Raw genomic sequence first — 13,852 nt, forward strand, 5'->3', positions numbered from 1 at the left:
TACGGAGAAGCAAGCTACGCATAGCGTGTCCAAAGAACTCAGCACCCGCTCTCTGAGATCGCAGTTGCTCAGACGAGAGACCGCCGAAGGCTCTACACCTTGAAAATCCTCGAACAAAGGAGTAAACTCATGCCGACAATGCCTCTCAATATTACCCGCCGCGCGAAACGGCTCTCAGAACAACGTTGGCTATTAGATGCAATCATCAGCCTGATGGGACCCGATTGGGATCAGAGTCGTCTGGGCTATATGTCCAGTGCTTGCGGACACGATTCGCAGGGTGACTTCATCGGACTGCGCCAGCGAATCAAGACTTACAACGACATGACACGCGAGTTCATGCAGGCGGCGCGACGCCGCGAGCTGCGTGCCGAAGCCGAACTAAAGCTGGGACATGATTCTACAGCCCGTGAGAGCTTTTTTACAGCTAGCATTCTCTATGGTGGAGCGCAGTGGTCGATCGAGGCAAACACACCTCTGAATCTCGCTCTGAATCAGAAGAAGACGGATTGCTATGCCAAGTTCATCCAGCTCGCGGGTCGGCACATCGAGCCTATTGATGTGCCGTTTGAGGATCGATCGGTACCAGCGATTCTCTCCCTCCCACCGACATACAAGCATGGCGATCGCGTTCCCTGTGTTGTGATCATCTCCGGTATGGACGGCTGGAAAGAGTTATCGGTGGCGATGGACGGGGACAAGTGGTTGCAGCGAGGCTTCGCGGTTCTGGCGATCGATGGCCCGGGGCAGGGCGAGGCGCTGATTCGGGAGGTCTGGTACGACCCAGACACCTACAGCAAATTGGGTTCATCTGCGTTCGACTTGGCGGCTGCCCGTCCAGAGATTGATTCCAGTCGGATCGTTGTGCATGGTCTCAGCTTCGGCTCTTATTGGGCGACCACGCTGGCGGCGGCTGAACCGCGTTTTCTCGCCTGCGGCGTCGCCATGACCTGCTTTGAAGCTGGCGGCTTCTCGCTGTTTGAAACGGCAAGCCCAACGTTCAAACTGCGGTTTATGTACATGACTGGCGCAACAGATGAAGCAGAGCTTGACCGGCTCGCCCAGAAACTCGACGTCTCCAAGCTTGCTTTGCAGATTAAGTGTCCATTCCTGGTCGCGGCGGGCGAGGACGACCAGTTGAGCGACTCCCACTATACCTTCGACTTCCTCAACAGCCTGACAGGTGTTAAATCTTTGATCTTCTATGAGGGCGAAGACCACGGTATGCACGCCAGCCGTGCCGGACAGCTAGGACCGGAAGCGTACACGATGGTGGCGGACTGGCTGAGCGATCGCGTGCGAGGTATCGAGGCTCAGTCTATGTACACCGAGGTGGATACAACTGGCATAATTCACGTCGAACCGTGGGGAGACCAGCGTGAGTATACCTATGGCATCACGGAGAATACGAAGAAGCTGATCTTTGGCAACTAATTGCGATCATTAACCTTCAGGCAGGAGATTCAAGATGGCAGTAGAACACAAAAATGCAGCTAGCTGGGACATTTCTTGATCGCCAACACATTGAGACAGCCCTCAGTCAACTCAAAGCGGCTAATTTTTCCATGCACAACGTCTCAGTCGTTGCCCAGCACGGTGACTCAAACGAGGCGACGCTGAAGCCATTGGAGCCAATGGTACAGTCTGAAGCTCAATTTGCTCGTCACCGCCTGATCGAGCGAATTGAGCATGGTGCTTTAGATGCTGGGAGTTGGGGCGGTATTGTCGGCAGAACAACTATTACGAGTTATGGAGCAAATCATTCAAAAGTATCCTGCGGCAAAAACCAACTTCTTGCAAGGTTACGAAAGCTAAGTTAACTAACACCGAATCAGCCGAAGCTTGGCTTCAAAAAGCGATCGCTCATTTGCAGTACTAGCTACCAAGAACAGAACTCTTTATGAACGAACAAGACAAACGGACAACAAGCAGTCCTCGTCCAGTGCTGATTGTCGGCGCGGGACCAACGGGAATGACAGCGGCGATGGAACTCTCTCGCCTCGGCGTTTCTGTCCGCATTGTGGATAAGCTGCTGCAACCTTCTACTACATCTCGTGCTCTTGCTGTGCAAACGCGCACTTTGGAACTCTTCGAGCAGCGCGGGCTAATCCAAGAAATGCTGCGAATTGGTAACAAAAGCACCGCAGCGACCATCTATGGAGATGGCAAGCGCTTGGGTAAAGTACACCTTGAAGAGATCAAAAGCCGTTACAACTTCATCATCCTCATCCCTCAGTCGGAAACAGAACGCATTCTGCAGGAGCAACTGCTTCGCCAGGATGTTGAGATCGAGCGCGGTACAGAGATGATCGCGTTTGCTCAATCAGAGTCGTCCACTCAGCCTGGACAGGGTGGTGTGAAGGCTGTACTCCGCAACCGTGAAGGAGAACTTGAAGAACTGGAATGCTCAGCGAGGTCGCTGCGAATTATCGCAAAAGCTCACTTTCCCAAACCTATCACATTCATGGCAACCTCCAGGCGGGCGATCGGATGCCAGACATGGATATACTGACGTGGAATCTGGATTCGTTAAGTGATACCCAGCCTCGCAAAATGCACCTTTATGAAATCCTCGATCCATCGTGCTTTACTCTGCTGGTAGCAGGGGGTGAAAGTATAACCGACCTCCTTGCTACCTGGAAAGAGCAGCTCGAGCCTTGGCATGGGTTTCTGAAACTGCAACGCATCGCGCCTGCCTCTACCCAACCGGAAGCAAAGATGCAATTTGACAGCGCCTTTGGCAGTAGTCAGAGCCTTTTCCTTGTGAGACCCGACTCGTATCTCGGCTTTGTTGGCAATCAGAATGCTTTACCAGCACTGACAGAATGGCTCGGTCGATGGTTTTCACCAACTGCAAGTTGATTGAATCAATATAAATAACTTCAGGAGAGTAACTATGACCAACAACGCTACCTCAGCTTCCTTAGCGCCGAAGACTGTGCCCTGCTGATGATCTGACTATCATACAGGTACAATGCTGGGTGTGCAGGATATCCGACTGGATCTAGTTCTGCTCCAATGTTCTCGCACTAGCCTCGCTCAGGAAAGTTCACAATCTGCCAACGGTGCTTACGGCAAGCTATGTTAATGGTTCCAATGGATCAATTATGCCCGAACTCCTCGAAATGTTTTCGACCGCACCAATGTAACTGGACAGTGATTGCCGCTATGCTGCAACGGGACTGGCGACGACCCACCGCCGAGGGCACTGCACTTGGCTGTGCCAAACGACCTATTTTTTCTCTTAAGCGATCGCGCAATGTATGATTTAATTCTTCCCAAATCCCGCATTTTTGCCATTTTCGGTAATAGCTGTAAACTCTCGAGCTTGGGGGCAAGTCTCCTGGAAGCATATCCCATTGACACCCTATTTTTAAGTGATAATAGATGGCATTACATACTTCCTTCATATCAGTTGTGCGATCGCGGAGCGTCTCCCCTTGGAAGAGGATGTCCACCAGATTTAGTCGGTGGAATCAAAGGTGCCAAAATTTACCATTCCAAGTCACTAAGGTCGGTCGAATAAGCTTTTCGAGCCATCGCTTTCTAAGTAGATACATTGTCTTTAAAATATCCTACCTTTGCAATTATACTTGCCCAGCCTTCTTTAGATTTACTTTCTAAATGCTATCAGTCTTTTTTTGTCAAGTTTCGTTGACTATTTATAATCTTTTTGTTAAATTTATTTACATAACTTAGCAAAGTCCAAACTTAACTACCTAACTGGTGTTAGCTAAGAAAATAAGATTTCTGTATCGCTATATCTCATCGACATTTAGACTTCTCCCATCTACCTCGGCTATCAAGTCGGGGTTTTTATATTCTCGATTAACTTTTCTTTAATAGTTACTACTGATTTAGTCGTCTTTGAGATGACTTTCGCTATTAGCCATAGGTTTCTAACCTATGGCGGGTGATGGTTCAGGCGCGAGATTGAACATTATGATAATTGCGGAATATTGCCTTGACTACAAGTCCGCCTCAGAATGAATTCTGAGGCTCATAGCTCAAGTCAGCTTAAGCTGACTAAGTACAGTTTTGCGTAAAAGCGTAGCGTTTTTAATGCAGGGGAACGCATTAACATTCCAAGGAAATGCATTGGCATTGCATTGAGATGCATTAACAAAACAAGCCAACGCATTAACAATGCAAGCCAACGCATTAACAAAACAAGCCAACGCATTAACAAAACAAGCCAACGCATTAACAATGCAAGCCGACGCATTAACAATGCAAGCCAACGCATTAACAATGCAAGGTATTGCCAAATTTAATTTGCTACGAATTAGTAAAATGTTGTACTAAGGTTCAATGAACTTAAAGATCAATGGAATTCATTGCTTTAGCTGCGTGAGTTTTGGCCCATCATTTTCATGATTATGCCGTTCCAAAGACAAAATTATAGTCCCATTGGAATGATGCGCTTTCTGATTCTGCACATACACAACAGCTAGCTCAAGTTGTTTGCTATTGAAAAAACACCATATCCGCGTTGCCAGTCAAACAAATCCTGTGAGGGCGAGAGATGATTAAGATGATAAGCGCTACTGCTTTTAATATTTTGAACAAAATCAGAGATAGAAAGTCTCGGTGGAATAGAAGCCACTAAATGGATATGGTTTTCTATTCCGCCCACAGCCTGGATAATGCTACTAAACACCAGGGAGTATTTGCCGACATTTGGGCATTGCTCGATCCCTTCCCATCTAATGCGTCATCCGAAGCGTCCCGGTTGGTGGGAGAATAAAAACGAGAAATGATGCTTGCTTGGTGTTGTCTCCAGCCCAAAGGAATCTGTAGAAATGTGGAAACGAATTGTATTAATTTTGCTATTGGTGTTGAGCTTCAGCCTGAGTAATTCTGGTGTAGCGGCTGCGGTTGGACTCAAAAGCTTTGTAGACACTAGTGATGGTTATCAGTTTTTATATCCTAACGGCTGGCTACAAGTTAAAGTTGCCAACGGACCAGATGTAGTTTTTCACGATTTGATTGAGGTGTCTGAAAATGTTTCGGTTGTGATTAGCCCAGTTCCACAAAGTAAAACTTTGTCAGAATTAGGAACCCCAACAGAAGTAGGATATAAGTTAGGAAAAGCAGCTCTAGCGCCTCCTGACTCTGGTCGTTCAGCTGAATTAATTAATGCCGCACAGCGAGAAGTAGACGGTAAAACATACTACCTTTTAGAGTATGAGGTTAAACTCCCCAATCAACAGGAACGACACAATATCGCTAGCGTCGCTGTTAGCCGTGGTAAGCTTTTTACCTTTAATGCCTCAATTCCTGAAAAACGCTGGCAGAGAGTTAAAGGAATGATTGATGAGGTTGTCAATTCTTTTTCTGTCTATTAATTGTGGAGTGGGGAATAGGGAATAGGGGATAGAGAAGAAACTTAATCACCAATCCCCAATGCCAATGCCCCATCCCAAATTACCAAGTTTGTCAGATCATGAAAATTCCACCTTTTGTACTTGCCTCAGCTTCCCCAGCCCGACGCCGCTTGCTGCAAACTGTTGGTATTGAACCGATAGTTCAACCAAGTGACTTTGATGAGTCGCAAATCCAATTAAGTGAACCAGCAGAATTGGTCAAAACTCTTGCCCAATATAAGGCGGAAACTGTAGCCCCGCAGTTTGAATCGGCTTTGATTATGGGTTGTGATTCAGTTTTGTCTATCAAGGGTGAAATTCACGGTAAACCAGCAGACTTTTCTGAAGCGATCGCCCGTTGGCAGATAATGCAAGGTAACTTTGGCGACTTGTACACAGGTCACGCTTTAATTGACCTTGACCAAAACCGCTCTTTAGTCAAGTCTCAAGTTACAAGAGTTTACTTTGCTCAAATGAGCGATCGCGCAATTAAAGCCTATGTTGCCACAGGTGAACCCCTCAAATGTGCTGGAGCCTTTGCCATTGAGGGTTTTGGTAGTTTCTTTGTAGAGAAAATCGCAGGCTGTCACAGCAATGTAATTGGACTCAGTTTACCCTTGCTGCGGCACATGCTAGGGGAATTGGGATACGATGTCACTGATTTGTGGCAATAGTCCTTTGGCTTTTGTCATTTGCCCAATGACGCCACTTGCTTCTCCTGTCAAAGACGCTGCGCGAACAAGCGGGGAACCCCGGCAACGCAGTGGCTCCCCAATGCCCATCAAGTGTTTGCTTATATTGCAGTCCACGACAGGTATGGCACAACAGGTTGTAGACTGGCTACTAGATCGCATTCCTAACTAGAATATGTCATTTACTTCTATGCCCTCGCTGCGTGAGCAACAACATCCCCTAATTCGTCAGCTAGCTGATTGTATTGAGGCAGCTTGGCATCAGCACCTGGATCTATCGCCCTATCATTTGCCTGATGAGTTGGGGTATGTGGAAGGTAGACTAGAAGGCGAAAAACTGACAATTGAAAATCGCTGCTATCAAACGCCCCAGTTTCGGAAAATGCACTTGGAACTGGCAAAAATCGGAAATATGCTGGATATTTTGCACTGCGTCATGTTTCCCCGTCCAGAATACAACCTGCCGATGTTTGGTTGCGATTTAGTTGGGGGTAGAGGTCAAATTAGTGCAGCGATCGCAGACCTTTCTCCGATTCACTTAGAGCGCACCTTACCAGAATCTTATACTTCTGCACTGACACAGCTAACAGTGCTTAACTTTTCCCAACCCCGTGAATTACCTGAATGGGGAAATATTTTTTCTGATTATTGCATCTTTGTTCGCCCCAGTTCCCCAGAAGAAGAAACAATGTTTCTTTCGCGTGTGCGAGAATTTTTAGACATTCATTGCACCCAAGCGATCGCCTCACATCCTGTTTCAGTTGAACAAGTCACACAAAATATCGCCGGACAACACAACTACTGCACCAAACAGCAGCAAAACGATAAAACCCGCCGCGTACTAGAAAAAGCCTTTGGCCCAGCTTGGGCAGAACATTACATGACTACAGTTTTATTCGACCTGCCAAATTAATCATCCCCCTCATCTTCCCTATCCCTCTGATCCCTGTGATCTCCTTCCAGACTCACAGTTACCCATCTGTAAGCTCTGTTACGTTTTCGCGTAACGGATAAATGTAGAATTCATTCAACGAGAGTTTAATGGAGTCCCAAAACAACAGTAGGAAAAGTAGTCAGGTCTTTAAAGCAAATATTACAAAATGGTTTGTTGTCTTGGTAGGTGCAAGCAACTAGAGACAGCTAACTCATTGACCAGAAAGTTAAGGAAACTTTAATGTTAAGAATGCTCAAGTTGACCCTTCTCTACGAGAGGCTGCGCCAACGACTTCTCTACGAGACGCTACGCGAACGCTCAGGGTGAACAGATATTTTTTAGTTAGTTAATCATTAATTCACTTAAGGAAGACTAACTTTTGTAGCAAGATTGTATCAAGCATTGGCAACAGTCTATTTTTGATATTTCTTTTCAATTTTGTGACTAACCGTAGCCGTAGCGAATGTAGCAGTACAGTACCGCATCATACCAATTTGGGATTTTGTGTAGAGACGCGATATATCACGTCTCTACATCTAGATTCATACTGCTTGTGAATTCTGCTAACTCGCATTGCACTCATGTCTCAATAATACTCAGAGTTATTAAATAGCCAGCTACTATAGCGTTTCTAGGTTTCAATACAGACCTAACCTCAGCCCCAACCCTGCAAGGGTTGGGGAGTAAGCCTCAAAGCCTCTGACGCCACGTGCTTCAAGTCGGCAGAGCCGCCCAACGCAGTGGCTCCTCTTTTTAGGAGAGAGGAATGGAAGTGAGGTCACTGTATTGCATACAAACGAGCGATGCCTACGGCGGGCTACGCCTACGCTATAGAAAACACCATTTTGCAAAACCATAGTGTTGAGCGTTCATCACACAATGGATTTTAAGCCATACCCAGCTTTAAACCACTGTTGTTTGTCCTAAACGGCTGGCTGTTGATTAAAAACCCTTTTATTTTTACTTCCATCAGCACAATTCAGGTAAACGGGCAACATACTATGTCAAGGGTGACTGAAAAGCCAAAGCCAAGTGAGCGGCCACTTAATCATGAACAACCTAAGATTTGGTGGGGTATCGCTGTAGCTGTACCAGTAGTAATAGCTGCTGGGGTACTAGGTACAGCTAAAATCGAGCAGTTGAGAAAACTAACTACATCTGCACCCGTAATGCCATCTACCAATAGCATTAGTGCTTTAGGGCGTTTGGAACCGCGAGGCGAAGTTGTTAAATTGTCCGCCCCATCCTCAGGATTAGCGCCATCGTCACGAATTCAGCAACTTCTGGTAAAAGAGGGTGAACAGGTAAAGCAAGGCCAAATTGTGGCAATTTTGGATAACCGCGATTCCCAAATAGCCGGACTAGAAGAGGCAAAAGCCAAGGTGCAAGAATCCCGTGCGAATTTAGCGCAAATCAGAGCCGGATCTCCAAGAGATATTCAAGCCCAAAGAGCAGTTATTGCTCGCTTACAAGCGCAGTTTGTTGGGGAAAGGGATGCTCAACAAGCGACGATCGCGCGGGTTGCAGCTCAGTTTAGTGGAGATAAACTCGTTCAACAAGCAACCGTGAATCGCATAGAAGCTGAACTCAGTGGGCAAAGAGAAGCTCTTAGAGCAACGCTTACACGTATTAAAGCTCAACAGCGCAATGCTCAAGTAGATGCCGGACGCTATGATTTTTTATACCGAGAAGGTGCGATTTCTCAGCAAGAACGGGATAGTAGACGCCTGAGTGCAGTGACTTCTAATCAGCAGGTTGCCGAAAGCCAAGCTACACTAAAGCAGACATTGGCAACCTTACGACAGCAAGTTGCTGAAGCTAGAGCTAACCAAATACAAAATTCAGCAACTTTGCAACAGCAGCTAATCGAAGCCAAAGTTAACCGTGACAAAACTTTAGCAACTTTGCAAAGACAAATAGATGAAGAAAAGGCCAAACTGAGCAAAATTTTAGATGTTAGTCCTACCGATGTGCAAGTAGCGCAAGCCCAAGTTAGTAATGCGATCGCAAATGTTAGAAAAGCCGAAGCAGAATTGAGGTTAAGCTACGTTCAAGCACCAATAGCTGGAGAGATTTTAAAAGTTTACACCAAGTCAGGCGAAGCCATAGGTGCAAATGGTATTGCTGAAATTGGACAAACCAGCCAAATGTTTGTGATTGCTGAAGTCGCTGAAGACAGTATTGGAAAAGTGCGTATTGGTCAAAACGCCACTATCAGCAGCGATAATGGAGCATTTAGCGACGAATTAAAGGGAACTGTTACTGAAATTGGTAGAAAAATTGGTAAAAAAGATGTGCTGAATACAGATCCAGCAGCAGATGTGGATGCCAGGGTAGTAGAAGTGAAAATTGCTCTACCTCCAGAAGATAGCCAGAAAGTTTCTGGTTTAACTTACGCTAAAGTTCTTGTCGAAATTAATAGCGAATCAAGTTATAGGTGAACAGTAATACAAATTTATGATTTGATATTTTGGATTAGGCTGTTTCATCAATCTCAAACATTCTATAAAAAATGTCTGATAAATTACAACAGGTTACAATTAAGTGAGGTACAAAACCTAGATTCCAAAGCCAATACAGTTCAGTTAATACCATTTCTTTGTGAAGCCGCGCCAAACCCTTTTAACTTCTTTCTTTGTGTCCTACCCTGCGGTCAGCCACTTTGTGTCTATGCGTCCTTCTCTACGAGACGCTACGCGAATGCGGTTCGTTTTTCTTTCTTGTACTTAAATATGGTTTAGCGCATCTTCATACAGAATTGGTATAAGCATTTTTTCCTTCTCTCTGTACCTCTGCGGTAGCCTGCGGTCAGCCACTTTGCATCTACGTTCAAAAAATAAAAAATTTTAGCCTTAACTAAATCGGATTGAGATATAAAGACTGTTTTACCACTGAATTTGCCAATTTTTGATTTTAAATTTATCCTTCAATCCAAAATTCAAAATCAAAAATTGAATGACTTTTGAATTCCACTGTAATTGATAACTGTGCTTGGATACCTATAACATGAATCAAAAAATACCTCTGTCGTGGCTACAACTGACAAGGGAAAAAACTCGCCTAGCTGTGGCTTTGGCAGGAATTGCCTTTGCTGATATTTTGATGTTTATGCAACTCGGTTTCCGGGATGCTTTGTATTATAGTAACGTTCGATTTCATAGCAGCTTGCAGGGCGATATTGTTTTAATCAATAGTCAATCTAGTGCTGTTCTGGCAATGAGGAGCTTTTCTCAACGGCGGTTATATAAAGCTTTAGATTTACCCGCAGTACAATCAGTACATCCTATATATTTGGACTATACAGTCTGGAAAAATCCTGTAACAGGCCGTCCTCGTAGTATCCTGATATTTGGAATGAACCCAGAGAATAACTTAGTTAATTTACCTGGAGTTCAGGAGAATTTAGATAAACTTAAACTGCCTGATGTAGTTTTATTTGACCGTTCTTCTAGAGTGGAGTATGGGCCAATCGCTGCTAATTATGAGCAAGGAAAGACTGTAATAGCAGAAGTACGAAGGCGGCGAATTAAAGTAGGAGGACTATTTACATTAGGTGCATCATTTGGTGCAGATGGAAATTTAATTACAAGTGATATTAACTTTCTGCGAATATTCAGCAATCGTCAACCAGGATTAATTGATATTGGGTTAATTAGATTAAAACCGGGAGCAGATGTTAAAGTTGTCGTCCAAGAATTACAAAAATATTTACCTAATGAGGTAAATGTTTTAACGAAGCAAGAATTTATTGATTTTGAGCGTAATTATTGGGCAAATAGTACAGCTATTGGCTTTATTTTCACATTAGGGACTGTCATGGGTTTTATTGTAGGGACTGTAATTGTTTATCAAATCCTTTATACAGAAGTTGCAGACCACTTAGCTGAGTATGCTACTCTCAAGGCAATAGGTTATACACAAAACTATTTATTAACAGTCATTCTTCAAGAGGCTTTGTTATTAGCAGTTTTTGGATATTTTCCTGGAATTATTTTTGCTTTATTTATGTATAAAGCTGCCAGAGATGCGACACTTTTACCAGTCTTTATGAGTTTTGATCGGGCGGTAATGGTGTTGATTTTGACAATGCTTATGTGTATTATATCTGGTGCGATCGCAGTCCGAAAATTACGTTCTGCCGATCCAGCAGATATCTTTTAATTAATTAAATATTAAGTAAAAGATATTGTTAGTGTTTATAGATTAAAGTGGATAATTAAGAAACATTTTTTAGTAATTACTACAGTTTTATTTTAAAAACTTTAACTTAGAGCTAACAAAATTATGACCCAAAAAGAACCTATTATTGCCATTACAAATCTCAATCATTACTATGGCAGAGGCGCACTTAAAAAACAAATATTATTTGACATTAACCTAGAAATTTATTCTGGTGAAATTGTAATTATGACTGGGCCATCCGGTTCAGGTAAAACAACATTACTGAGCTTAATTGGTGGTTTGCGATCTGTACAAGAGGGAAGTTTGAAATTTTTAGGTGAAGAACTCGTTGGCGTCAGTCAAAACAAACTGGTGCAGATGCGACGCAGCATTGGTTATATTTTCCAAGCTCATAATTTGCTAGGGTTCTTGACTGCGAAGCAAAATGTGCAAATGGCGGTAGAATTGAATAATATTTCTAAAACAGAAGCAGTGGCTAAATCAAAAGCCATGCTGGGGTCTGTTGGTTTAGAAGAACAAGTTGATTACTACCCAGACAACCTTTCTGGTGGACAAAAACAAAGAATTGCGATCGCCCGCGCCTTGGTGAATCGTCCTCCACTGGTACTAGCAGACGAACCAACAGCTGCATTAGACAAACAATCAGGACGCGATGTCGTGGAAATAATGCAGAGTCTGGCTAAAAATCAGGGAACTACTATCTTATTAGTGACACACGACAACCGCATTTTAGATATAGCCGATCGCATCGTAGAAATGGAAGATGGTCTTTTAACCCGTAATTCCCCCAATGCAACTATTGGGTCATGATTTGGAAGTAATAAATCACAACTGATAACTAAATTGTGACGCAAATAAATATTGCCTATTTACTCGTAAGGGTCATTTTTTGTCATTGGTCATTTGTATCTACAAAGGAAAAAGGACAAATGACTAATGACATTCATAGTTTATTGTCTAACCGAGCCTGATTTTTTCATTCCAAGTGGCTTTGGCAAAGTTTGGGCATTTGGTTGGCGATTAGTCCGAAAAGTCACATTCACGCCTTCATTCGATTGCTCTAGCACCAGTAGAGGCGTAGGTTTAGCCTTTTGATCCCAATGCATGGTAGCAATCCGACCTTGAATTGTTGGTTGCCAGCTATCTTCGTCTTCTATGGGGCTTAAATAAGTTTCTATACAGTCAATAATTTGACTAATAGTAGCAGAACTTGCTTGCGTCGGTAACTTCATTAACCGGATTTGAATGCGAAATAGAACTCGCTTGGCAGAGTTCCCTGGACTACCAGTCTCATACTCTACATCAAAAATTTCATCAACCTGCCGTCCAGCGCTATTAGCAATTCCGACTGATCCAAGTTGTGCTTGATTTGGACGCAGGGCTTGAGAAACTTTATCTTTAATCTGAATCTTCACTTGATTAAGGATTGCAAAATGAAACACCTCCTCTGACATCCGCATTCGCAGATAATCCAGGTTAAAGTCCCGTGAGTTGACCAAATCAGGATTAGTTTCCATTTGACGAATTGTTTCCAATGCCAGCTTAAATTTTTTCTCTAATTCTCGCGTGCGGAATTGTTCAAACTTAAGTTTTTTCTCCAGCTTATTCATCTGGAGCTTACTATACACAATTAAAGCAATCACCCCTAAAGCCAGTCCTCCTGAAGTTACCAACAATAATGGTGGTATTTGAGGATTACTTGCTGGCACTTCCTGGGATGCCTTTTTAGTCTTTGTCCCGGAGGATTGGGCAAGAAACATCGAAGTGGACATGGTTGGAAACTGAAAAACTTGACTCCTGATGTTTAGGATGCCCAAATCTTCAATGTCATCTTGCTGTATCATTAATATTTTTTACAGCCTTTTACAAACCGCATATGTCCAGACATTTGAGCCTCCCTACCCTGTCTAAGGTTTCATCTACAAGCTTTAGCAATATTCGTCTGATAGCCACAGATATGGATGGCACCCTGACTAGACGAGGAAAATTTACTCCTGCACTGCTGCAAGCTTTAGAGGATTTAGCGGCAGCTGACATTAAGGTGCTGATTGTCACAGGACGTTCTGCTGGGTGGGTGAGTGGATTAAGTGCGATTATGCCAGTGGCAGGTGCTATGGCAGAAAATGGCGGTTTGTACTTTCCACCTGGAAACCAGAAACCAGTAGTCTTAACACCCATTCCTGATTTAGCTAAACATCGCCAGTACTTGGCTACGACTTTTGAGAATTTACAAACTAAATTTCCCCAAATCCAAGAATCTGCCGATAATCGCTTTCGCATCACCGACTGGACTTTTGATGTAGCTGCTTTGCGTCAAGATGAACTACAAACCCTAGACAATCTCTGTCAACAAATGGGTTGGGGATTTACCTATAGCAACGTGCAGTGTCATATTAAACCTCAAGGGCAAGATAAAGCTGTGGGATTGTTGCAGGTATTGCGCGAATATTTGCCCCAATACTCACCAGAACAAATTGTCACTGTTGGCGATAGCCCCAATGATGAAAGTTTATTTGATCGGCGTTATTTTCCTATTTCTGTAGGCGTGGCAAACGTGCTGGAATATCTGAATCAGTTGAAATATCACCCTGCTTATATTACTAACGCTGCCGAAGGCGAAGGATTTTGTGAATTATCTAGTTATATTCTGAAAAGCTTGCACATCCCAAGTTAGGCAG

At 43.8% G+C, this 13,852-nt stretch carries 15 protein-coding genes and 2 pseudogenes; 14 read left to right on the forward strand and 3 right to left on the reverse strand.

From position 1 onward, the window contains the following. The first annotated feature begins 129 nt into the window (after window positions 1-129). The 4 genes from V7K21_RS04685 (at window position 130) to V7K21_RS04700 (ending at window position 2,862) form a co-directional block, all read left to right on the forward strand. Window positions 130-1,434 (forward strand): alpha/beta hydrolase family protein, encoded by a 1,305-nt coding sequence (locus V7K21_RS04685; RefSeq protein ID WP_335171993.1) that lies wholly within the window; start codon window positions 130-132, stop codon window positions 1,432-1,434. A 53-nt stretch (window positions 1,435-1,487) separates the two neighbouring features. Then, the gene (locus V7K21_RS04690; protein ID WP_335171996.1) at window positions 1,488-1,820 is read left to right on the forward strand and encodes a hypothetical protein; all 333 of its coding nucleotides are present in this window, start codon (window positions 1,488-1,490) and stop codon (window positions 1,818-1,820) included. Window positions 1,821-1,900: 80 nt separating this feature from the next. Then, on the forward strand, window positions 1,901-2,512 hold the full coding sequence (locus V7K21_RS04695; protein ID WP_335171999.1) for an FAD-dependent monooxygenase: 612 nt from the start codon (window positions 1,901-1,903) through the stop codon (window positions 2,510-2,512). Continuing rightward, complete coding sequence (locus V7K21_RS04700) at window positions 2,491-2,862, forward strand: aromatic-ring hydroxylase C-terminal domain-containing protein (protein ID WP_335172001.1); 372 nt, start codon at window positions 2,491-2,493, stop codon at window positions 2,860-2,862. The genes V7K21_RS04695 and V7K21_RS04700 overlap by 22 nt, the downstream gene beginning before the upstream one ends. Window positions 2,863-3,206: 344 nt before the next feature. Here the strand turns inward: V7K21_RS04700 and V7K21_RS04705 are convergent. Next, window positions 3,207-3,492 (reverse strand): annotated as a pseudogene (locus V7K21_RS04705) (transposase); the annotation flags it as partial. Between the two features lie 654 nt (window positions 3,493-4,146). Between V7K21_RS04705 and V7K21_RS04710 the strand changes: the two are divergent. Then, window positions 4,147-4,305, forward strand: coding sequence for a hypothetical protein (locus tag V7K21_RS04710; RefSeq protein ID WP_335172004.1), 159 nt, complete (start codon window positions 4,147-4,149; stop codon window positions 4,303-4,305). A 29-nt stretch (window positions 4,306-4,334) separates the two neighbouring features. On the opposite strand, the pseudogene V7K21_RS30590 reads toward V7K21_RS04710, so the two are convergent. Further along, window positions 4,335-4,651: pseudogene (locus tag V7K21_RS30590) on the reverse strand (transposase); the annotation flags it as partial. Between V7K21_RS30590 and V7K21_RS04720 the strand changes: the two are divergent. The 8 genes from V7K21_RS04720 to V7K21_RS04755 all read left to right on the forward strand — a co-directional run bounded on the left by V7K21_RS04720 (window position 4,616) and on the right by V7K21_RS04755 (window position 11,984). Next, window positions 4,616-4,747, forward strand: a complete 132-nt coding sequence (locus V7K21_RS04720) for a hypothetical protein (RefSeq protein ID WP_335172091.1) — start codon at window positions 4,616-4,618, stop codon at window positions 4,745-4,747. The pseudogene V7K21_RS30590 and the gene V7K21_RS04720 overlap by 36 nt on opposite strands. A gap of 55 nt (window positions 4,748-4,802) precedes the next feature. Further along, window positions 4,803-5,348 carry a photosystem II reaction center PsbP gene (gene psbP / locus V7K21_RS04725; RefSeq protein ID WP_335172008.1) on the forward strand — a complete coding sequence of 182 codons (546 nt, stop codon included), beginning with the start codon at window positions 4,803-4,805 and terminating at the stop codon, window positions 5,346-5,348. A gap of 98 nt (window positions 5,349-5,446) precedes the next feature. After that, window positions 5,447-6,040 carry a Maf family protein gene (locus V7K21_RS04730; protein ID WP_335172010.1) on the forward strand — a complete coding sequence of 198 codons (594 nt, stop codon included), beginning with the start codon at window positions 5,447-5,449 and terminating at the stop codon, window positions 6,038-6,040. Continuing rightward, window positions 6,018-6,230, forward strand: a complete 213-nt coding sequence (locus V7K21_RS04735; protein WP_335172012.1) for a hypothetical protein — start codon at window positions 6,018-6,020, stop codon at window positions 6,228-6,230. Before V7K21_RS04730 ends, V7K21_RS04735 begins: the two co-directional genes overlap by 23 nt. 3 nt (window positions 6,231-6,233) lie before the next feature. Next, window positions 6,234-6,971 (forward strand): phycocyanobilin:ferredoxin oxidoreductase, encoded by a 738-nt coding sequence (locus V7K21_RS04740; protein ID WP_334793554.1) that lies wholly within the window; start codon window positions 6,234-6,236, stop codon window positions 6,969-6,971. 1,022 nt (window positions 6,972-7,993) lie between these two features. Further along, window positions 7,994-9,433 carry an HlyD family efflux transporter periplasmic adaptor subunit gene (locus V7K21_RS04745; protein ID WP_335172087.1) on the forward strand — a complete coding sequence of 480 codons (1,440 nt, stop codon included), beginning with the start codon at window positions 7,994-7,996 and terminating at the stop codon, window positions 9,431-9,433. A 565-nt stretch (window positions 9,434-9,998) separates the two neighbouring features. Further along, complete coding sequence (devC, locus tag V7K21_RS04750; protein ID WP_335172014.1) at window positions 9,999-11,153, forward strand: ABC transporter permease DevC; 1,155 nt, start codon at window positions 9,999-10,001, stop codon at window positions 11,151-11,153. A 123-nt stretch (window positions 11,154-11,276) separates the two neighbouring features. Further along, the gene (locus V7K21_RS04755) at window positions 11,277-11,984 is read left to right on the forward strand and encodes a DevA family ABC transporter ATP-binding protein (protein ID WP_335172016.1); all 708 of its coding nucleotides are present in this window, start codon (window positions 11,277-11,279) and stop codon (window positions 11,982-11,984) included. Window positions 11,985-12,124: 140 nt separating this feature from the next. Here V7K21_RS04755 and V7K21_RS04760 read toward each other — a convergent pair whose 3' ends face one another. Next, the gene (locus V7K21_RS04760) at window positions 12,125-12,946 is read right to left on the reverse strand and encodes a hypothetical protein (RefSeq protein ID WP_335172089.1); all 822 of its coding nucleotides are present in this window, start codon (window positions 12,944-12,946) and stop codon (window positions 12,125-12,127) included. Window positions 12,947-13,050: 104 nt separating this feature from the next. Between V7K21_RS04760 and V7K21_RS04765 the strand changes: the two genes are divergently transcribed. Continuing rightward, the gene (locus V7K21_RS04765) at window positions 13,051-13,848 is read left to right on the forward strand and encodes an HAD family hydrolase (protein WP_335172018.1); all 798 of its coding nucleotides are present in this window, start codon (window positions 13,051-13,053) and stop codon (window positions 13,846-13,848) included. The last annotated feature ends 4 nt before the right edge of the window (window positions 13,849-13,852 follow it).

Source organism: Nostoc sp. (genome assembly GCF_036919595.1).
GTDB lineage: Bacteria > Cyanobacteriota > Cyanobacteriia > Cyanobacteriales > Nostocaceae > Nostoc.